Origin of the sequence: Methylobacterium sp. Leaf99 (genome assembly GCF_001422375.1) — a bacterium.
In the GTDB taxonomy this organism is placed as follows: Bacteria; Pseudomonadota; Alphaproteobacteria; order Rhizobiales; family Beijerinckiaceae; genus Methylobacterium.
Genome location: NZ_LMMU01000001.1, coordinates 1,732,760 through 1,752,007, shown reverse-complemented (window position 1 = coordinate 1,752,007; position 19,248 = coordinate 1,732,760). Strand labels below are relative to the sequence as shown.

23 protein-coding genes are annotated in these 19,248 nt (G+C 71.6%); 11 read left to right on the top strand and 12 right to left on the bottom strand.

Going from position 1 to position 19,248, the window contains the following annotated elements; all coding sequences use genetic code 11:
• The first annotated feature begins 36 nt into the window (after positions 1–36).
• The 5 genes from ASF28_RS22955 (at position 37) to ASF28_RS08010 (ending at position 3,179) form a co-directional block, all read left to right on the top strand.
• Positions 37–207: a hypothetical protein gene (locus ASF28_RS22955; protein ID WP_187273021.1), complete on the top strand. Its 171-nt coding sequence runs from the start codon at positions 37–39 to the stop codon at positions 205–207.
• A gap of 183 nt (positions 208–390) precedes the next feature.
• Positions 391–645: a hypothetical protein gene (locus tag ASF28_RS08025; protein WP_082476053.1), complete on the top strand. Its 255-nt coding sequence runs from the start codon at positions 391–393 to the stop codon at positions 643–645.
• A 188-nt stretch (positions 646–833) separates the two neighbouring features.
• A complete protein-coding gene (locus ASF28_RS08020) occupies positions 834–1,289 on the top strand; it encodes a hypothetical protein (protein ID WP_056089925.1) in 456 nt (151 codons plus the stop codon).
• Positions 1,290–1,391: 102 nt separating this feature from the next.
• A complete protein-coding gene (locus ASF28_RS08015) occupies positions 1,392–2,288 on the top strand; it encodes a GGDEF domain-containing response regulator (protein ID WP_056089922.1) in 897 nt (298 codons plus the stop codon).
• A gap of 219 nt (positions 2,289–2,507) precedes the next feature.
• Complete coding sequence (locus tag ASF28_RS08010) at positions 2,508–3,179, top strand: response regulator transcription factor (protein WP_056089919.1); 672 nt, start codon at positions 2,508–2,510, stop codon at positions 3,177–3,179.
• A gap of 3 nt (positions 3,180–3,182) precedes the next feature.
• On the opposite strand, the gene ASF28_RS08005 is transcribed toward ASF28_RS08010, so the two are convergent.
• From ASF28_RS08005 to ASF28_RS07990, 4 genes are all read right to left on the bottom strand, one after another.
• The gene (locus tag ASF28_RS08005) at positions 3,183–4,592 is read right to left on the bottom strand and encodes a cytochrome ubiquinol oxidase subunit I (protein ID WP_056089917.1); all 1,410 of its coding nucleotides are present in this window, start codon (positions 4,590–4,592) and stop codon (positions 3,183–3,185) included.
• A 120-nt stretch (positions 4,593–4,712) separates the two neighbouring features.
• The gene (locus tag ASF28_RS08000) at positions 4,713–5,723 is read right to left on the bottom strand and encodes an SDR family oxidoreductase (protein WP_056089915.1); all 1,011 of its coding nucleotides are present in this window, start codon (positions 5,721–5,723) and stop codon (positions 4,713–4,715) included.
• A gap of 121 nt (positions 5,724–5,844) precedes the next feature.
• Complete coding sequence (locus tag ASF28_RS07995) at positions 5,845–7,092, bottom strand: DNA topoisomerase IB (RefSeq protein ID WP_056089912.1); 1,248 nt, start codon at positions 7,090–7,092, stop codon at positions 5,845–5,847.
• A 77-nt stretch (positions 7,093–7,169) separates the two neighbouring features.
• Complete coding sequence (locus ASF28_RS07990) at positions 7,170–7,598, bottom strand: GNAT family acetyltransferase (protein WP_056089909.1); 429 nt, start codon at positions 7,596–7,598, stop codon at positions 7,170–7,172.
• A gap of 42 nt (positions 7,599–7,640) precedes the next feature.
• On the opposite strand from ASF28_RS07990, the gene ASF28_RS07985 reads away from it, so the two are divergent.
• Both ASF28_RS07985 and ASF28_RS07980 read left to right on the top strand, forming a co-directional pair.
• Entirely contained in the window at positions 7,641–8,795 is a 1,155-nt protein-coding gene (locus ASF28_RS07985) for a glycosyltransferase (RefSeq protein ID WP_056089905.1), read from the top strand.
• A complete protein-coding gene (locus tag ASF28_RS07980) occupies positions 8,792–9,451 on the top strand; it encodes a class I SAM-dependent methyltransferase (RefSeq protein ID WP_056089901.1) in 660 nt (219 codons plus the stop codon). The genes ASF28_RS07985 and ASF28_RS07980 overlap by 4 nt, the downstream gene beginning before the upstream one ends.
• Here the strand turns inward: ASF28_RS07980 and ASF28_RS07975 are convergent.
• From ASF28_RS07975 to ASF28_RS07965, 3 genes are all read right to left on the bottom strand, one after another.
• Positions 9,376–10,134, bottom strand: coding sequence for a hypothetical protein (locus ASF28_RS07975; protein ID WP_244474928.1), 759 nt, complete (start codon positions 10,132–10,134; stop codon positions 9,376–9,378). The genes ASF28_RS07980 and ASF28_RS07975 overlap by 76 nt on opposite strands.
• A gap of 132 nt (positions 10,135–10,266) precedes the next feature.
• A complete protein-coding gene (locus ASF28_RS07970; protein WP_056089899.1) occupies positions 10,267–10,674 on the bottom strand; it encodes a DoxX family protein in 408 nt (135 codons plus the stop codon).
• A 354-nt stretch (positions 10,675–11,028) separates the two neighbouring features.
• Complete coding sequence (locus tag ASF28_RS07965; protein ID WP_157085403.1) at positions 11,029–11,271, bottom strand: hypothetical protein; 243 nt, start codon at positions 11,269–11,271, stop codon at positions 11,029–11,031.
• A 350-nt stretch (positions 11,272–11,621) separates the two neighbouring features.
• On the opposite strand from ASF28_RS07965, the gene ASF28_RS07960 reads away from it, so the two are divergent.
• Positions 11,622–11,843 (top strand): hypothetical protein, encoded by a 222-nt coding sequence (locus tag ASF28_RS07960; RefSeq protein WP_056089896.1) that lies wholly within the window; start codon positions 11,622–11,624, stop codon positions 11,841–11,843.
• 140 nt (positions 11,844–11,983) lie between these two features.
• On the opposite strand, the gene ASF28_RS07955 is transcribed toward ASF28_RS07960, so the two are convergent.
• From ASF28_RS07955 to zapE, 4 genes are all read right to left on the bottom strand, one after another.
• Positions 11,984–12,373 (bottom strand): hypothetical protein, encoded by a 390-nt coding sequence (locus ASF28_RS07955; RefSeq protein ID WP_056089894.1) that lies wholly within the window; start codon positions 12,371–12,373, stop codon positions 11,984–11,986.
• A gap of 180 nt (positions 12,374–12,553) precedes the next feature.
• Positions 12,554–14,881: a molybdopterin cofactor-binding domain-containing protein gene (locus ASF28_RS07950; RefSeq protein WP_443189727.1), complete on the bottom strand. Its 2,328-nt coding sequence runs from the start codon at positions 14,879–14,881 to the stop codon at positions 12,554–12,556.
• A gap of 14 nt (positions 14,882–14,895) precedes the next feature.
• Positions 14,896–15,375, bottom strand: coding sequence for a (2Fe-2S)-binding protein (locus ASF28_RS07945; RefSeq protein WP_056089887.1), 480 nt, complete (start codon positions 15,373–15,375; stop codon positions 14,896–14,898).
• Between the two features lie 437 nt (positions 15,376–15,812).
• A complete protein-coding gene (zapE, locus tag ASF28_RS07940; protein WP_056091437.1) occupies positions 15,813–16,991 on the bottom strand; it encodes a cell division protein ZapE in 1,179 nt (392 codons plus the stop codon).
• Positions 16,992–17,275: 284 nt separating this feature from the next.
• On the opposite strand from zapE, the gene ASF28_RS07935 reads away from it, so the two are divergent.
• The 3 genes from ASF28_RS07935 (at position 17,276) to ASF28_RS07925 (ending at position 18,524) form a co-directional block, all read left to right on the top strand.
• Positions 17,276–17,866 (top strand): GNAT family N-acetyltransferase, encoded by a 591-nt coding sequence (locus tag ASF28_RS07935; RefSeq protein ID WP_056089883.1) that lies wholly within the window; start codon positions 17,276–17,278, stop codon positions 17,864–17,866.
• 46 nt (positions 17,867–17,912) lie between these two features.
• The gene (locus tag ASF28_RS07930; RefSeq protein ID WP_056089880.1) at positions 17,913–18,212 is read left to right on the top strand and encodes a hypothetical protein; all 300 of its coding nucleotides are present in this window, start codon (positions 17,913–17,915) and stop codon (positions 18,210–18,212) included.
• A gap of 111 nt (positions 18,213–18,323) precedes the next feature.
• Positions 18,324–18,524 carry a hypothetical protein gene (locus ASF28_RS07925; RefSeq protein WP_056089876.1) on the top strand — a complete coding sequence of 67 codons (201 nt, stop codon included), beginning with the start codon at positions 18,324–18,326 and terminating at the stop codon, positions 18,522–18,524.
• 7 nt (positions 18,525–18,531) lie between these two features.
• On the opposite strand, the gene ASF28_RS07920 is transcribed toward ASF28_RS07925, so the two are convergent.
• On the bottom strand, positions 18,532–19,215 hold the full coding sequence (locus ASF28_RS07920; protein WP_056089873.1) for a spermidine synthase: 684 nt from the start codon (positions 19,213–19,215) through the stop codon (positions 18,532–18,534).
• Positions 19,216–19,248: the final 33 nt, after the last annotated feature.

The following is a 19,248-nucleotide window of genomic DNA, read 5'->3' as shown; positions in this document are numbered from 1 at the left end:
TGATGATCGGCGTCACGCAGGGCGGAGGGGGTTGTCATGGACCGGTTCTATCGCGGCATCGAGGTCTCCCTGCTCGGCTTCAGCCTGCTCCTCGGGCTCGGTGCCATCCTGCTGCCGACCCTGCCCGGTGCCTTGCCCGGCACCCTGCCGGGGGAGACCCGGCTCGCCGTGACCCTGCCGATGATCACGGTGACGGCGACGCCTTGAGCCGGCGTTCGCGTCGGGACTGACATCTTGGGGCGGCCGACGTTTTTCTGCCATCCAACCGCCTGAATTCCTGCAACCCTTCCGGCCCGCCGGGATTTAACCTATCGCAAGGACGGACGGGTCTCGTGCCTGTTCCGGACGGCGATGGGGCGCGCCAGGGTGGCGCGCGGTCGGGGTTCAGGCATGCTGGTCTTTCATACGCGCGGATTCCTCAACGCGGGCGTCGTCCTTTTCGCCATGGCCGGCCTGTCGGGCGCCCAGGCGGCTCCGGCCGCGCCCCAGGCGCCGGCCGAGGTCACCCAGCTCGCCAACCGGCCGATCACCGCCGTCGCCGCCATGGCCGAGGACGACGAGCTGACCAATTGCAGCCGCACCCGTCGCCGCCTCTGGGTCGACGGCGAGGGCTGGATCGTCCGTCGCGTCACCACCTGCCGCTGAAGCGATCCCGCGACAATCCCCGCCGCTAGGCGGGGTTTTCGCGCGAAGGCATCCGCATCGCACGGAGCAAGCCGACCCGCCTACGCAGTCTTCCCCTGGCCCGCCGTCCGGAACACCCGTGCGGCCGTGCGGTTTGTCTCCCATGATGCCGCCGAGGACTTAAGGTCCCGCACGGGAGTTCGTCGTCCATGCCGTCACGCCTCACGGCCGCCCTGCTCGGGGCCGCCCTGTCCTGCACCGCCCTCGGAAGCGCCCAGGCGCAATACGCTTCCGACGAGGCCGGTTACGCGGTGGTCTCGACCTACGGCTATGCCGGGTCGGCCATCCGGGGCGACTATGTCGGTGCGCCCCTCACCCGGTTTCCCCGCCCCGACCAGATCGTCCCGAGCGCATGGGGTTACGGCACCTACGGGGTCCCCACCGTCGCCGGAATCCATCCGGCCCCCGTCGGCACGCCGACGGTCTACGTGATCGATGCCCCCGCCCCGACGGTGCGCCGGCGGGCGGCGGCGCGCCCGCGGGTCGTCGCGCGCAACCGAACGGCCGGGGTCTCGGCGAGGCCGGCCGCCGCCCCGGCGGTGTCGACGGGCGGCGCGCGCGTCGTCACCGTGACCGTCCCCCATCGGCAGGCGGCCCTGCGCTGACGGCGATCGCGCGCTCCGGCGGTGCCAAGTCGCCACCGGAGAAAGTGGCAACAAGTTAATCTCTTGGCGTCATCGTTGCCCGATACGGGGAGCCGCTACGCCATGCACATCGTTCTCGTCGATACCAGTCGGGTGGTCCTCAAGATGATCGCCGCCCTGCTCGAACCCAACGGGCACACGGTCAGCGTCTTCACGAACTCCACCGAGGCCCTCGACTTCGTCGAGACCACCCCATCCGTGCGAGTGCTGATCACCAGCCTTGAAGTCCGGCCCCTGAGCGGCCTGGAACTGTGCTGGTCCGCCCGCCTGCTCGCCGAATCGAACCGGCCCCTCTACGTCATCACCATGTCGTCCGCCCGCAACGCCCGGAACCTTGCCGAGGCCCTCGACAGCGGCGCCGATGATTTCATCGAGAAGCCGCCCGGGCCCGAAGAGCTGCATGCGCGCCTGCGCGCCGCCGACCGGCTCACCAGCATGCAGGGCGAACTCATCCGCCTGGCCCAGACCGATTCGCTCACCGGCCTCCTCAACCGCCGCGCCTTCCTCCAGCGGTCCCACGAGGCGGCCGAGCGCGTCGGCAACCACGGCAGGATGTCGGCGATCCTCCTCGACATCGATCACTTCAAGCGCATCAACGACGAGTACGGCCACGATGTCGGCGATGCGGCGATCCAGGCCGTCGCCCGCGAGATCGGCGCCGAGGGCATCGTCGGGCGTCTTGGCGGCGAGGAGTTCGGGGTGATCCTGCCGCATCGCCCGGGGACGGAGGCCGAGACCCTGGCCGGGCGCCTGCGCCGGGGCATCGAGGCCCTGCGCATCCGCGGCGCGCGGGCGCCGATCCGCCTCACCTGCAGCTTCGGCGTCAGCGACTGGATCGAGGGGGACACCGTGGAGGGTCTGGTCAAGCGCGCCGACATCGCGCTCTACGAGGCGAAGTCGACGGGCCGCAACCGCGTCGTCACCGCCACCGCCGACCTGCTCCTCGCCCGCGCCGGCTGATCCGGCGGCCGCTTCTCCCATCGGGACTCCGGTCTGTGCCGTTGCGAGACGGGTTCGGCGAGGTCGGCGCCAGTTCTCCGGCCATCGTCCACCGGCCCCGTGGGTGTTCACCCTGAAACGGCGCAAGACGTCGTCGACGGAGGTCTGGAACAAGTCTTGAAGTGAACTCTCACAGTCCTGCTGCGGTGTCTCGTGGCGGCACATGAGGGGGATCGCGGCATGCATCAGGCCGTTGGGGTGTTGATCGTCGACGAACCGTATGGGCTCGAGCCGACCTTTCGGGCGGTCCTCGAGCACGAGCCCGCCCTGCACACGGTGAGCGAGGCCGACCTGATTCGGGGTGGCCCGGACATGCCCGGTGCCACCGTCGCCCTCGTGATCGTCGGCGCCGGGGATTCCGGCGGCGGTGCGGCCCGGATCGAGCGCCTGCGTGCGCGGTGTCCCGGCCTCAAGATCCTCGCCGCCTTCGAGACCCTGGACGCCGCGGCGTCGGGCCGCCTGGTCGCGGCCGGCGCCGATGTCTTCGTCGCCCGCAGCGCCTGCGCCCGCGTCGTCTGCGCCGCCATCCTCGCCCTGGCCGGCCTGCCCGCGGCGGCGCGGACCGTCGACCCCACGGACGGCCTGACCCCCCGCGAGGCGGAGATCCTGCGGTTCCTCAGCGCCGGATTCAGCAACAAGGAGGTGGCCCGCCGCCTCAACCTCAGCGTCCGCACGGTGGAGACCCACCGGCTCAACCTGCGCCGCAAGACCCAGACCGGCCGCCTCAAGGACCTCGTCGCCCTGGCCCGCCATCTCGGCCTCGCGCCCGTGACGGAGGCCGACGGCGCCGTGTCCGTGCGCCGCGCCGCCGGGCCGTCCCCCGCCGCGTTCACGGCTCCGGCCGCGCTCTGACGGTCAGGCCGAGCGCAGCGTTTCGCTGACCGCCGAGAGCGGCCGCTTGGGCTTGCGGGCGAGATCCTCGCCGCGGATCGCCTCCTCCAGGGGCTCGGGGCCTTTGCGCAGGAGCTTGGCGAGGTAGTACGAGCCGAAGCCGAAGATGATCGTGTAGGCGATGAGGAACGCCACGAGGGAGGTGGTAACCGCGCTGACCGTGAGCGGCGAGTGCGCGTCCGCCGTCCGCAGCTGCCCGTAGACGATGTAGGGCTGGCGCCCGATCTCGGCTGTGAACCAGCCGAACAGCACGGCCCCGAACCCGGACGGCGTCATCAGCATCGCGGCGTTGAGGAACCAGCGGTTGGTGTAGAGCGTGCCGCGCCAGCGCAGGACCAGGCTCCAGAGGCTCAGGCCCAGCATCGCCATCCCGATGGCGACCATGATGCGGAACGAGTAGAACACCGGCCAGACCGGGGGCCGCTGGTCGCGCGGCACGTCCTTCAGGCCCGGCACCACGCCGGAGAAGTCGTGGGTGAGGATGAACGAGCCGAGCTTCGGGATGCCGATCTCGAAGTCGTTCTTCTCCTCCGCCATGTTCGGGATCGCGAACAGCAGCAGCGGCATGTTGGCCTGCCGATCCCAGTTCGCCTCGATGGCCGCGAGCTTCGTCGGCTGGTGCTTGAGGACGGCGAGGCCGTGCGAATCGCCGATCATGATCTGGAGCGGCGTGCAGATCACCGCGAACCACAGGGCCATGGACAGGGAGACGCGGGCACCCACCACCTTGGCCGGCGGCTCCTTCCGCCCGCGAAGAATCATCCAGGCCGACATGCCCGCCACCGCGAAGGCCGTGGTGAGGAAGCAGCCCATCACCATGTGGGCGTAGCGGATCGGGAAGGACGGGTTGAAGATCACCTGCCACCAGTCGGTGGCCACGGCCCGGCCGTTCTCGACGACGAAGCCCGCCGGCGTCTGCATCCAGGAATTGGCCGACAGGATCCAGAACGCCGAGACCAGGGTGCCGAAGGCCACCATGCAGGTGGAGACGAAGTGCAGGCGGTCCCCCACCCGTTCCCAGCCGAACAGCATGATCCCGAGGAAGCCGGCCTCGAGGAAGAACGCCGTGATCACCTCGTACTGGATCAGGGGCCCGAGGACGTTGCCGGTGAAGTCGGAGTAGCGCGACCAGTTGGTGCCGAGCTGGTAGCTCATGACGATGCCGGACACGACGCCGAGGCCGAACGACACCGCGAACACCTTGACCCAGAACCGGTAGAGGTTCCGGTACAGGGGGTTGCCGGTCCACAGCCACTGGCCTTCGAGGCGGGCGAGGAAGCTCGCCAGCCCGATGGTGAAGGCCGGGAAGATGATGTGGAAGGCCATGGTGAAGCCGAACTGAATCCGCGAGAGCAGAAGCGCGTCGACGTCCATGGGTCATCCTCCCGTTCGGCCCGCAGCGTCAGCAAACAACGCGGCCGATTCGGTCTACTCTAATGCAAATCCATCCGCGCGGCGCGGCTTGGTCGCAGCTTCGAACACCGGGCTCGGATCTTAGCGGCGCGGCGGCAAACGGCGCGGTCCCCGCGCCAGGGCCAGGGCACCGACGAAGCCGATCGCCGCGATGCCGCCGAGGCCGGCGAGCAGCCAGTCGCGCTCGCGGCTGGTCCAGTACTCGCTGCGCGTGGTCTCCGTGCGGTCGCCGAAGCGCCCGTCGATGCGGGCCGGTCCCGGCACGGGCGCGAACAGGTTGCCGGCCTTGTCCGGGGCCGGCGCGTCGGTCAACTGGGCGTCCCACATGCTGGCGGCCTTCCGGTCGGCGAAGCCCGGCGCGATCACTTGCGCGGCATGCATCATCAGCACGCTGCGACCGACCCAAACGTCCCGCTGCGGCGTCACCGCCGTGGCGACGATGGCCTCGGCGCACAGGCGCGGATCGTAGACCGGATCGGGGGCGTACTGGCCGTGGCCCGTGCGGTTGCGGGCCCAGTTGAACTGCGGCGTGTTCACAGCCGGCAGGTAGACGATGCTGAGCGACACCCCGACCCGGTCGTGGATGAGTTCGCAGCGCAGGGCGTCGGTGAAGCCGGTGACGGCGAACTTCGCGGCGCAGTACGGCGCTTGGAGGGGGGCGGCCCGGATGGCGAGGCCCGAGGACACCTGGATGATGGCGCCGCGGTTGCGCGGCTTCATGGACCGCAGGGCCGCGAGCGTCCCGTAGACCTGGCTGAGATAGGTCGTCTCGGTGACCCGCCGGTACTCCTCCGGGGTGATCCGGTCGGCCGGGTTGACGATGGTCGCCATGGCGTTGTTGACCCAGGCGTCGATGGGCCCGAGTTCGCGCTCCACCCGCTCGGCCGCCCCCGCGACGGCCTCAGCATCCGCCACGTCGGCCGCGAGGGCGAGGACGGGCCGCCCATGGACGGCCAGCCTGTCGCGCACCTGCGCCAGACGTTCGGGATCGCGGGCGATGACGGCCACCGCCCAGCCGCGCTTGGCGAACAGCTCCGCCGTCGCCAGCCCGATGCCGGCGGTCCCGCCCGTGACGACCGCGATGCGTGCCATTTTTTGGAGTCCCTGTCCGTCCGCCGAACCGGCCCGGACGCGTCCTCGGCAACGGGCGTTTTCGGATGGGGTTGCGGTCGGGCGGCGTGCCCAAACGACACGGCTTCGCAGCGGCATGGGCTCAGGCGGCGGGCCGGTCCGCCGTCCCGGCGTCCGAGGCCGCCTTCGCCAGGGTCTTGGCGCGGGTCTTGGCGCCGGACGACGCGTCCCGTCCGGCCGATGTCCTGCCGGCCGTCTTGGCCTTGGCCTTGCCCGCGGCCTTGGCGACGGTCTTGGCCGGCGTGGCCTGGCTCGCTTTGGCGAGGCGGGCCTGGAGCAGGCCGAGCACGGCCGCCTCCTCGGGCTTCAGGCGGGTGAGGTCGTGGCGCAGCTCGTCCTCGACGGCGTCCTTCACCTGCAGCAGCAGGTCGCCTTCGAGGTAGCCGTCGAGGACCTGCGGATGGATGTAGCACTTGCGGCAGATGGTTGGGGTGTTGCCGAGCCGGCTCGCCACGCTCTCGATGGCGGCGCGCAGGTTCTTCTTGGCGGCGGCCGCGCTGTCGAACGCCTCGAATTCCTGCAGGGCCAGGGCGGCCAGCACCGTGCCGGCCCAGGTGCGAAAATCCTTGGCGGTGACGGGCTGGCCGGTGATCTCGCGGAGATAGGCGTTCACGTCGGCCGAGGTCACGTCGCGGACCGTGCCGTCGGCGTCGCGGTACTGGAACAGCTCCTGGCCGGGCAGATCCTGGCAGGCCTTGACGATTCGGGCGACGCGCCGGTCCTTGACGCCGAGGTCCCAGGTCTTGCCGCTCTTGCCCTTGAACCGGAAGCTGAGCGCGGCGCCCGCGATGGTGGCGTGCCGGTCGCGCAGGGTGGTGAGGCCGAAGCTCTTGTTGGTGCGGGCGTAATCGTCGTTGCCGACCCGGATCAGGGTGGTCTCGAGGAGGTGCACCACCGTCGCCAGCACCTTTTCGCGGGGCAGGCCGGCCTTGCCCATGTCGGCGTCGACGCGGGCCCGCAGACCCGGCAGCACGTCGGCGAAGGTCATGATGTGCTCGAACTTGGTCTGGTCCCGGGCGGCGCGGAAATCGGCGTGGTAGCGGTACTGCTTGCGCCCCTTGGCGTCGCGCCCTGTGGCCTGGATGTGGCCGTTGGCGCGGGCGCAGATCCACACGTCGGTGTAGGCCGGCGGAATGGCCAGCGCCCGGATGCGGGCCAGGGTCTTCGCGTCGCGCACGGCGGCGCCCTTGGGATCGCGGTAGGAGAAGCCCGTGCCGCTCCGGCGGCGGGTCAGGCCCGGCGTCGCGTCGTCGACATAGGCGAGGCCCGCCTCCTCGGCCGCGTCGCGCGGATCGGCGACGGTGCCGTCCTCGTCCCGATCCGCCGCCATTCTCCTGCTCCCCCGGATGGTTTCGTAGGGCGACAACCGGTGGCCGGGCCGCCGCGTTCCGGGCGCGACACTGCGTTCTAGAGCCGGCGTTCCATCACGATGCGCGGACTCTCGTCCCAGCCGAGCCCTGTGTAGAAGTCGCGCACGGCCGCGTTGGTGTCGCGGATCAGGAGCTGCGCCTTCGGGACCTCGCGGGCGCGCAGCCACGCCTCGGCGGCGGCGACGATGGCCCGGCCGTGGCCCCGGCCCCGCGCGTCCGCCGCGACGGCGACGTAGTAGAGCCAGCCGCGATGGCCGTCATGGCCGACCATCACGCTCGCCGCCACCCGCCCGTCCGCCGTGACGCCGACGAGGACGTCGGAATTCGCCCGGCCGGCGGCGCGGTCGATGTCCGTCTCCGGATCGTTGTGGGGCACCACGAGGCCGCAGGCCCGCCACAGGGCGATCACCGCCGCGCGGTCGCCGGCTTCGAACGGCCGGATGGTCAGGCCCTCGGTCGTGGCCATCGTCGGACTCCCTGCGCCGTGAGACATGCTACAGGCTGGCCGATGGATACGCCGCCCCCTCGCCCTGCCGCATCGCCAAAAACCCTGGTCTTCGTCGTCACCGAGGACTGGTTCTTCGCCTCGCACTTCCTGCCCCTGGCGCGGGCGGCCGTCGCCATGGGTCTCACCGTGGCGGTGGTGACGCGGGTGCGCGACCACCGCGCCCTCATCGAGGCCACGGGGGCGCGGGTGGTCCATCTGGAGGCCGAGCGCTCCAGCCTCAACCCCATGGCGGCCGGCTACGCGGCGGGCCAGCTCGCCGGCATCCTCAAGGCGCTGAAGGCTGACATCGTCCACTGCATCGCGCTGCGCGCCATCCTCGTCGGCGGCACCGCCGCCGCCATGGCGGGCATCCCGGCGCGGGTCTACGCCCTCACCGGCCTCGGGCTGCTGGGCGCCCGCGCCGACGCCACCGGACGCCTGTCGCGCCTGGCGCTCCGCGGCCTGATCCGGGGACCGCTCGCCTCAAGGAGGACCCGGTTCCTGTTCGAGAATCCCGACGACGCCCGGGCCCTCGGCCTCGACCCGGCCGACGCGAACGTCACCCTCGTGGGCGGCGCCGGCGTCGATCCCGACGCCTTCGCGACCCGGCCCCTGCCGCCGGCCCCGCCCCTGCGGGTCGCCCTGGTGGCCAGGATGCTGTGGTCGAAGGGCGTCGACACGGCGGTGGCGGCCGTGCGCCTCGCCCGCGCCGACGGCGTGGCCGTGGAGCTCTCGCTCTACGGCGCGCCCGACCCGTCGAATCGCCGGGCGATCCCCGAGGCGACGCTGCGGGAGTGGTCGCGCGACGGGATCACCTGGCACGGCGCCACCACCGACGTCGCCGGAGCCTACGCCGCCCACCACGTCGCCTGCCTGCCGTCCCGCGGCGGCGAGGGCCTGCCCCGCACCCTGCTGGAGGCCGCCGCGTGCGGGCGGGCCCTTCTCACCACCGACGTGCCGGGCTGCCGGACCCTGGTGCGCGACGGGATCGAGGGGCTCGTCGTCCCCCCCGACGACCCCGCCGCCCTGGCCGCCGCCCTCACGCGCCTCGCCGCCGATCCCGGCCTCGTGGCGCGCCTGGGCGACGCCGCGCGGCGTCGCATCCGCGAGGGCGGCTTCACGGAGACGGCCGTGAGCCGCGCCGTGTGTGCGATCTACGCGGAACTGATCGCATGATCGCCTCGCCCGATCCCCTCGCCTTCATCCGCGAAAACACCCGGCTGATGCCGGTGCCCCATGCGCCCGAGATCGTGCTGCACGTCGCCGACGAAGCCACCGCCCTGTGGCAGAAGACCGAGGACGAGCTCGAGGCCATCGGCCTGCCGCCGCCGTTCTGGGCCTTCGCCTGGGCGGGGGGCCAGGCGCTCGCCCGCTACATCCTCGACAACCCGCACGTGGTGGCCGGGCGCCGCGTCCTCGATTTCGCCTCGGGCTCCGGCCTCGTCGCCATCGCGGCGGCCAAGGCCGGGGCGGTCCACGTCACGGCGAGCGACCTCGACGGCTTCGCGATCCCCGCCATCGGCCTCAACGCGGTGGCCAACGGCGTCGCCGACCGGATCGAGGCCGTGCGCGACGACCTCATCGGCTCCGACCCCGGCAGCGCCGTCGTGCTCGCCGCCGACATCTTTTACGAGTGCGATCTGGCCGGCCGCGTCACCGAATGGCTCGCAGGGCTGCACACGCGCGGCGCCACCGTGCTGGTGGGCGATCCCGGCCGGTCCTACCTGCCGCGCGACCGGCTCGAACGGCTCGCCACCTACGAGGTGCCCGTGAGCCGCTCCCTGGAGGATGCCGAGATCAAGCGGAGCAGCGTCTGGCGCTTCACCGCCTGAGGGGGGTTCGGCATCACGGCCCGCAGGACGAGGTGCGTCGGCCCGCACAGGGCCAGGGGGATGCCGACGACGAGGAGTCCGAACCAGGCGTAGGCCGGCATCCAGGTCTGGGCGGCAATGTCGCTCATGCCCCAGACGTAGTTGATGTTGACCGGGGTGAGGCCCGGATCGGGCCGGGGCGCCGGCATGGCGAAGAAGCAGACCGCCAGCACCACCACGGCGAGGGCCGACCACGCGGCCCAGGCGCGGCGGTCGTAGCCGAGGCGCCAGACGAGGTAGACGAGCAGGAACGGCAGCCAGCCGTGGAACAGCGACAGGCCGCGCAGGAACGCCGAGTTCTCCTGCTTGAACATGTAGTCGGTCATGCCCGTGAGCGGCATCCCGAACAGGCCGGCGGCGAAATCCGCCACCCAGATCACCTGCGGCGCCAGGATGCCGACGGCGCCCATGGAGATCGGGAGCGCGCGCTCGGTCCAGATCCCGACGAGGGTCAGGATCAGGGCGATGTCGCAGAAGTACAGGAAGTTCGTCGGCCCGTAATACCAGCCGTAGGTCGGCACCAGCACGGCCATGAAGGCCGTGTAGGCGAGCTTCAGGGCGAGCGGCAGGCGATGGGCGCCCGCCGCCGGCCCGGTGGGAGCCGTCGTGCCGTCCCAGGGGGTCGGCGAGAGGGAAGCGCTCATCGTCTGAAGGTCCGTCCGGCCGCGATCGGCCCGTGGGGAGGGACGATGCCGTGCCGCCGCCGCCAACGCGGTGACGAACGGCACAGCTTACGGTCCGCCGCGGGCGACCGGAACCGCCGGCGGCGCTTTTTTTTAGAACCGGCCGCGGCGCTGGGCGTCGAGGCTCCACGGGCCGGCGCCGGCGGCGGCGAGGTAGAGGAACACGAAGCAGAACAGGATCGCCGCGTCGCCGCCGTTGAGGGCCGGGAACGGGCTCTTGGGCGCATGCGCCATGAAGTAGGCCACCGCCATCTGGCCCGACAGGAGGAAGGCCACCGGCCGGGTGAACAGGCCGAGCACCATCAGCGCGCCGCCGACGAGTTCGAGCAGCCCCGCCAGCCCCATGAGGGAGATCAGCTCCGGCGCGCCGCCGCCGCCCATGCGCGGGGGAAAGCCGAGGAGCTTCTGGGTGCCGTGGGCGAGGAACAGCAGCCCCGCCATGATGCGCAGGACGCTGAGGAGGCGCGGAGCCCAGGTCGTCGAGAGGGCGGTGGTGTTCATGCGGTGGCAGGCTCCGAAAGGCGGCCCGTGGGCCGAGACGCGGGAGCCTCGCATCGAGCATGAATTTCCCGGCGGGTCGATCCACGCCGGCAACGAACGGACGGGACCGATCACCGGCCGGTGTCGGCCGGCACGGTCAGCGGCGCCCGCGGCGGCGGGAGAACGGGACCGCCGGCAGGACGTTGCCGACGACGCGGGTGAGGACGCGCAGGGTGGGATGACGCGGCATTCGAGGATCGGGAGCCGGACCCGACGGTCGCGGATCCGGTCCGTTCGTGAACGCCGGGGTCCGGCCGGCCGACCAACGTGAGCGAACCGTCTTGCGCGAATCTTGAGGATCGCGCGCGACTCGAATCAGGACAGCGGGTTTGCCGGCGGTTCCTCGCCGAGCCGGTCCAGCAGGGCGGCGATCCGGTCGTCCACGGGCTCGGCCAGGGTGGCGGCGTAGAAGGTCCGCAGGCTGAGGCCGAGGTGGCGGCGGATGTTCGGCGCGAGGGGCGGCGGTCCGGAATGCGCCGTCCGCGCATCGGCCCCTGTGCCGCTGTCCCGTGCGCCGGTCTGACGGATCCGGGGGTTCCCGCCTCGTATGATGGGCATGTGGAAGTCCCCTTCCCGCCGCGTTGTCGCAACGGCACCGAAACCCGGCACCATCGGCCGTCCGCGAGAATCTCATGGCAGGGTTAAGGAAGGTTTCCGCCCCGTGGTCCCGGCCCGGCGCGACCCGGGTGCGGGGCAGCAAATAAAACGCGAATCACCCGATCCGCGGGAAACGGCACGGCGTCAGGGACTTGGCGCGGGTCCGGTGCTTCGGCCCCGCGCGCGGACCGTTTCAGCCTCGCTGTCAAGTGGTAGACGTCAGCCTCGATACCGGTCTACATCCACTGCTGAGGCGTGAGTGCGATCGGCGCCTGGCCATCTCACAGTCACAGGAGGTCGAGGTGAGCGGAATGCAGAGTATATCTGTGACCGAGCGTGAGCGGGATACATTGATTGCTGCGTTGCGGTATTATCAGTTCTACCGACTTCAGGGAAATCCGTTCAATCCGCAGCAGGACCATTTGATCGACGCCATCGCCAGTCATTCCGGCGACTCCCTGGATCTGGCCGACATCGACGACCTGTGTGCCGGTCTCAACGGCAACAAGCACGCCCTCAGCGCCGCGGCCTGAGGGACTGCCCGGCGGCCTTCGGTTAACCCGGCCGCCGCGGCGCAGCCATTCCCCCTTCGACCCTCGTCCCGAGCGAGGGGTACGGACGGCCGGGGAGCGCTTCCCCGGCGCCCTCCCGGACGAAATCGGGCGCTAGAAGTTCAGGGGGCCGCGTCGAGCTGCTGTCTGGCCCGCCCGAGGGCGTCCATGCAGCCCTTGGCATCGCCCTTCCCGTCGGCGGTGCGCGCCTCGTCGAGGGCGACCTTGGCCTGCATCGCCTTGTCGCCGCCCTTGCCGGCCTCGGCGGATTTCTCGGGCGGCGCCGTCGGCGGCGTGTCCACCTTGCCTCCGGCCGCGCCGCCCTCGCCGCCCCGCGCACCGGCGTCGGCCTGGCCGCCCGTCGAGGCCGAGATCGACTCCTTCGCCTGATCCTTCACCTTGGCCTCGAGGGCCGCGATCTGGTCCGTGCAGGGCGAGGCGTGGGCCGGGCCGGCCGCACCCGCGAGGGCGGCGGCGAGGAGGCCGGCCGCGAGCCATGTGTTCGATGTCATCGTTGCGTCTGTCCTGAAAGAATGGGCGGAAGGCTGCGTCCCTCCGTCAACCCGCCAGGACGCCCGAGGGCTCCGGGCCGGGGGACGGAACCGGCGCTTTTCCTGACGAACGCCACGAAAAAGGGGTGCCGCGCGACGCGACACCCCCCGGTCGTGATGGACCCCCGAAGGGGCGCCGGGTCAGGCGCTCAGCTGGTCGCGGATCGGCAGCTGCCGGATGCGCCGGCCGGTGGCGGCGAAGATCGCGTTGGCGATGGCCGGGGCCACCGGGGGAACCCCCGGCTCGCCGACGCCGCCCAGCGGCCCCGAAAAATTCGGGTTCGGCAGCAGGTGGACGTGGATCTCCTTCGGCGCCGCGTCGATGCGGGTGATCTCGTAGCCGTCGAAGTTGTTCTGCTGGGCACGCCCGTCCTTGAACGTGATCTCGGCCGAGAGGGCGAGGCCCATGCCCATGACCACGGCACCCTCCATCTGCGAGCGGATGCGCTCCGGGTTCACCTGCGGCCCGCAATCGACGGCGATGTCGACGCGCTTGACCACGACTTCGCCCTTGGCCCCGACCTCCACCTCGGCGGCGACCGCCGTGTGGGTGACGAAGCTGTAGTGCCCGGCGATGCCGAGACCCGTGTTCTTCGCCATCTTGCGGCCCCAGCCGATGCCCTTGGCCGCCGCCTCGATGACCCCGCGCAGGCGCCCGGTGTCGATGGGATAGCGGGCCGGGTCCTCGCCGTAGTTCCAGACGTCGCCGAGGGTGGTCGGATCGATCTTGCGATCGGGACCGATGAGGGCGAGCAGGTACTCCTTCGGGTCCCGACCGGCTTCATGCGCGAGTTCCGACACGAAGGACTGGATCGCGAAGGCGTGCGGGATGTTCGAGACCGAGCGGAACCAGCCGATGCGCACGTGCGCGTCGGCGGCCGGGTTCTCCAGGCGGATGTTGGGCACGTCGAACGGCGTGTTGGTGAGCCCCATGCCGAGCTCGAACGGGAGTTCGTTCTTGGCGCCCGCCGCGAAGATCGAGCCGATGGTGGGGGCGGCCGAACGGTGGAGCCAGGCCACCGGCATGCCCTTGTCGTCGAGGCCGGCTTCCAGGCGCTCCACCGAGATGGTGTGGTAGTAGCCGTGGTGCAGGTCGTCCTCGCGGGTCCAGGTGAGCTTCACCGGGGCGCCGTCCACGGCCTGAGAGCACAGGGCCGCCTCCAGGACGTAGTCGGGCTTCGACTTGCGGCCGAAGCCGCCGCCGAGCAGGGTCTGGTTGACCCGCACCTTGTCGGCTGCGAGGTTCAGCTTCTTCGCCAGCCGATCATGGGTCGCCTGCGGCGCCTGGGTGCAGGCCCAGGCCTCGCAGAACCCGTCCCTGATCCGCACCACGGCGGCCGGGGGCTCCATCGGGGCCTGGACGAGGTGGGGCACGAAGTATTCGGCCTCGACCCGCTTCTTGGCCTTCGCCATGGCGCCGTCGACGTCGCCCTGGTTGCGCACGACCTTGCCGGGCGCCCGCGCCGCCTTCTCCAGCTCGCCCCGGAAGGCGACGGAATCGTAGGTGGCGTTGGGGCCGTCGTCCCAGGTGATCTTGAGGGCCTCGCGGGCCTTCATCGCCGCCCAGGTGTTTTTCGCAATGACCGCGACGCCGCCCAGCGGCTGGAACTCCACCGGGGCTTCGGGAGCGTCGATCTTGAAGATCTTGACCACCCCGGCGACCTTCTTCGCCTCGGTGTCGTCGTAGCTCGCGACCTTGCCGCCGAAGACCGGCGGGCGGGCGACGAGGGCGTAGAGCATCCCGTCGATCTTGGTGTCGAGGCCGTACACCGCCTTGCCCGTGGTGATGTCGCGGTTGTCGACGAGGCCGATCTTGCCCTTGCCGATGTACTTGAAGTCCTTCGACTCCTTCAGGGTCACGGATTCGCGGGCGGGCACCGGCAGTTCGGCCGCCGCCGCCGCGATCTCGCCGTAACCCAGCGTGCGCTTGGACTTGGCGTGGGTGACGACGTGGTTCTCGGCCCTCACCTCCGAGACCGGCACGTTCCACTGCTTGGCGGCGGCCTGGACCAGCATCAGGCGGGCGGCCGCACCGGCGTGGCGCAGGTGCTGGAAGAAGTGGCGGAGCGAGCGCGAGCCGTCCGTATCCTGGTTGCCGAAGCGGGTCTCGTCGCCCCAGGCCTGCGTGACCTTCACCTTGTCCCAGGTGGCTTCGAGTTCGTCGGCAACCACGAAGGCGATGGAGGTGCGAACCCCCTGGCCCATCTCGGCCCGGTGGCAGGTCACCGTCACGGTGCCGTCCGGCGCAATGGCGACGAACACCTTCGGGTCGTCCTGCCAGCCATGCGGCATGGCATCGGCACCGAACTTTTTCGGCTCGTTCGTCTTGTCCTCGGCTTTCGCCGAATCACGCCACGACAGGGCGAGCACCAGGGCGCCCATGCCGCCGAGCATGGCGCGGCGGCTGACATTGGCGAGGGCGGTCGGGGCGGTCGTGGTCGGCTCGGAGACGAGCATGTCGGACATCATCTGGGAATCGTGGATCACAGGCGCTCTCCCTTGGCGGCGGGGGCAGCCTGACCGGCGGCCTGATGGATGGCGGCGCGGATGCGCGGGTAGGTGCCGCAGCGGCACAGGTTCCCGCTCATGGCCTCGTCGATCTGCGCGTCCGTGGGCTTCGGGGTGTCGGTCAGCAGGGAAGCGGCCTGCATCATCTGCCCGCACTGGCAGTAGCCGCACTGGGCGACGTTGAGGTCGCGCCACGCGGCCTGGACCGGGTGGTTGCCGTCGGGGGACAGGCCCTCGATGGTGACCACGGCCTGGCCCTCGGCGGCCGAGACCGGCGTCACGCAGCCGCGCACGGCGGTGCCGCCGACATGGATGGTACAGGCGCCGCAGAGCGCCTGGCCGCAGCCGAACTTGGTTCCGGTCAGCCCGACCTCGTCGCGCAGGTACCACAGCAGCGGCATGTCGGGATCGCCGTCGAAGCTGCGTTCAGCCCCGTTCACGGTGAGTTTGATCATCGGTCTATCCTGTCCTGAATCGGGCGAGGCCGGCGGTCGTGATCCGCCGGTTGCCCGTCTGGGTCGCCACTCATGAGCCACATCGTCGGCGTCCGGGCACGCGATCCGTGTCGCGGTCCCGCATCGATCGCTCGCGCGGAGAGCCCCGGCTTCCTGCAGGAACGGCTGCCGCCGGGATGCGGCAGCGGACGCGGCGCGGCGGGCGCGTCGCCGTTCTTCGGAATGAGACCAATTAAATGCAGCGCGTGCTGCAGTGCAACGCCGTCGGTTCGATCAGGCTCCGTGCCCGGGACGTTTCGGCATGGCGTATGTGCGATGGCGCACCAGGGGTACGGCCAGCGGTGCGACCGCCCGCCGCTGACGGCAGGGACGGCCGGTGGCCGTTGTCAGACAAAGGGCGGCCGGCGGTCGTGTTCAGGCCGAGGCCCGTGGCCGGGTCAGGTCTCGACCAGGCCCGCGCTCGACCCCGACGCCTCCGAATCCCCGGCGCCGTGCGGCAGGGCGAGGTAGTCCGACGAGCGCATCTCCATGAGGCGCGACACGGTCCGGTCGAACTCGAAGGCCTCCCGGCCATCGGTGGCCGTGTAGAGCCCCTGCGGCTCGGCCGCCGCCGAGGCCACGAGCTTCACGTGGGCGTCGTAGAGGGTGTCGACCAGGGTGATGAAGCGCTTGGCCTCGTTGCGGGTCTCCGCGCTCATCACCGGGATGTCGGCGAGGATCACCGTGTGGAAGGCCCGGGCCACGGCCATGTAGTCGGAGGCCCCGAGGGGCTGGGCGCAGAGATCGGCGAAGGTGAAGCGCGCGACCCCGGCCGCCTCCTCCGGCACGGAGACGTCGCGGCCCTTCACCCGCACCGTGGCGGGCCTGCCCCGGGCCTTGCCGGTGAGGCCCTTGAAGGCGCGGGCCAGGGCCGCCTCGGCCTCGGCGTCGGCGGGCACGTGGTAGACCGCGGCGCCGCCGAGCTTCTCCAGGCGGAAATCCGTGCGCGAATCGAGGCGCAGGACTGCGACGCGTGCCGTCAGTTCGGCGACGAACGGCAGGAACAGGGCCCGGTTGAGGCCGCCCTCGTAGAGCCGGTCGGGCTCGACGTTGGAGGTCGCCACCACGGTGACGCCGCGGCGGAACAGGGCGTCGAACAGGCGGCCGAGGATCATCGCGTCGGCGATGTCGGTGACGGTGAACTCGTCGAAGCACAGCAGGGTGGCCTCGTCGGCGAGGGCATCGGCGACCACGGGGATCGGGTCGTCGCCCTTGGCCGTGCCGGCCTTGAGGGCCTGGCGGTGGGCGTGGATGCGCTCGTGCGCGTCGGCGAGGAAGCCGTGAAAATGCACCCGGCGCTTCGGGCCGGGCGCCGCCTCGTGGAACAGGTCCATGAGCATGGTCTTGCCGCGCCCGACGGAGCCCCAGATGTAGAGGCCCTTCGGCACGGCGGCCGGGTCGTCCTTGCGGGAAAACAGCCAGCCCAGCGCGCTGCCCTTGCGGGCGCGCCGGCGCCGGCCGAGTTCCTGCGCCAGGCCGTCCAGCGCCCGCACGAGGTGGACCTGCGCCGGGTCGCGCTCGATGGCGCCGGAACCCACCAGGGCCTCGTAGCGCTCCAGGACCGGACCGTGGGGGATCGCGCCGGAGCGGGCGTGATCGGAGGGGGCCGGAGGGGCTGATGAACTCACGACGGACAAAGCCTCGACGCGTGGGCCGGACCGGAACGGGCGGCCCGCTCCGGGTCTGCCGCGGGCCCGAGGCCCGATCAAGCCGAATGGTTGGTATGCCAGAAACACCGGCGGCAGGACGTTTTGTTGCATTGCACAAAACTGGCAGCGGTGCCACATCTGCCTGACCTTGAGGGAGGTGACGTCCGGACCCCGGCGCGACGAGCGCGCCCCAGCACCGGAAAGGCATCACCATGCCAGAACCCCGACCCGAGCCCCGCGCCGAATCCAGCTCCTTGCACCCCCTCATCCGCCGCCTGTGGCCGAGCGACGCCGCCGCCGTGGAGGCCTATTTCCTGCGCCTCGATCCCGAGACCCGCGCCAGCCGCTTCATGGGCACCCTGAGCGACGCGGCGGCCCTCGCCTATGCCCGCCGGGCCCTGAAGGTCGACGGCGTCGTCTTCGGCGCCTTCGTCGACGGCACCCTGCGGGCCCTCGGCGAACTGCGCCCGACCCGCGCCCCGCCGCCGGGCTTCTCCCTCGGCCCCGACGCGGAAGCCGCCTTCGCGGTGGAGCGCGACTACCGGCGCAACGGCCTCGGCCAAGCGCTGTTTCACCGCATCGCCGGGGCGGCGCGCAACCGCGGCGTGCGGGATCTGCGCGTGCGCTGCCTCGCCCGCAACCGGCCGATGCTCGGCCTCGCGGCCCGGGCCGGCGTCGACCTGCGGATGGCGGGCGGCGAATCCGAAGGCGCCCTCCACCTCGCCCACCCGACGCCGGTCTCCCTGTGGCAGGAAGGGGTGACCGAGGCGTTCGACTTCACCCTGGCGCTGGCCGCCGCGTGAGGCCAGTGTGGGGCCCGGCGCGCGACGCGCCCGCGAGGTGACCGCCATGCGACGGACCCTGTTCACCGGCGTCCTCCTGCTCGTCCCCGCGGGCGCGGCCGTGGCCCAGGCGCGCCCGGCCACGCCGGACATGACCTGTGCCGAGGCGGCCGGCCTCGTGACCCGGACCGGCGCCATCGTGCTGACGACGGGGCCGTTCACCTATGCCCGCCTCGTCCGCGACGGCGGCTTCTGCCCCCTGCCGGAGGTGCCCAAGCCCGCCTTCGAGGCGACCCGCGACGCGGCGCGCTGCTTTGTCGGATACACCTGCCACGACCGGTTCACCGAGGGCGCCGGCCGGGAATAGAGGGAGGACGCGTCGAGGCCCCCACGGCCAAGCTGCCTTGTTGCGGCCAAGCCCCGTGCCGATGCTGGCCCCGACGCCCCGTGAGAGGGCCGGCACCGAGGGGCCACCGTCATGAACACCATCGAACCCGTCGCGCGGCAACCCGGCGATCTGCGCCTGCAGCGTTCCGTCGCCGACACCCTGCGGACCATCGCGGCGGCCTGCGCCGAGCGCGACGCCCCGCTGGTCAAGGCAGCCCGGCGCGAACTCGCGGCCGTCTACGGCGCCACCCGCCTGAGTCGCCGGCGCGACCGGTTGCGCGCCGCCGGCTGATTTCGACTCACCGTCCCCGCTCCGGCCGCACGGCGAGCCAGACCGTGTGGCGGGCGCCGCGCCCGCGCCCGGCCCGCACGGGCACCGCCTCCACGGCGAAGCCGGCGCGGACGAGGCGCTGGGTGAAGGCCGGATCGGGATGGGCCGACCACACGGCGAGCACGCCGCCGGGGCGCAGGGCATTCCGCGCCGCCGCCAGCCCGCCGGCATCGTAGAGCCGGTCGTTCTCCGCCCGGGTCAGCCCCTCGGGGCCGTTGTCGACGTCGAGGAGGATCGCGTCCCAGGCGAGCGCCGAGGACCGGATCAGGCCGGCGACGTCGGCCTCGCGCGCCTCGACCCGGGGGTCGGACAGGGAATCGGCGGAGATGTGGGCGAGGGGGCCGCGCCCCCAGGCGAGCACCGCCGGCACCAGTTCGGCCACCACGAGGCGGGCATCCGGCCCCAGGGCGTCCAGCGCCGCCCGCAGGGTGAAGCCCATGCCGAAGCCGCCGATGAGGATCTTTGCCCCGGCCCGTCCGCCGATCCGCGCCGCCGTCAGGGTCGCCAGGGCCTCCTCCGAACCGCTGAGGCGGCTGTTCATCAGGTCGTCCCGGCCGATCCGGATGAGGAATTCGTGGCCGCGCTGGAGCAGGCGCAGCTCGTCGGTCGTGCCCGGGATCGGGGCGGTGTCGAGGGCGACCCAGGGAATCACGGCGAACCTCGCGGGCAAACAGGCGTGGACCCG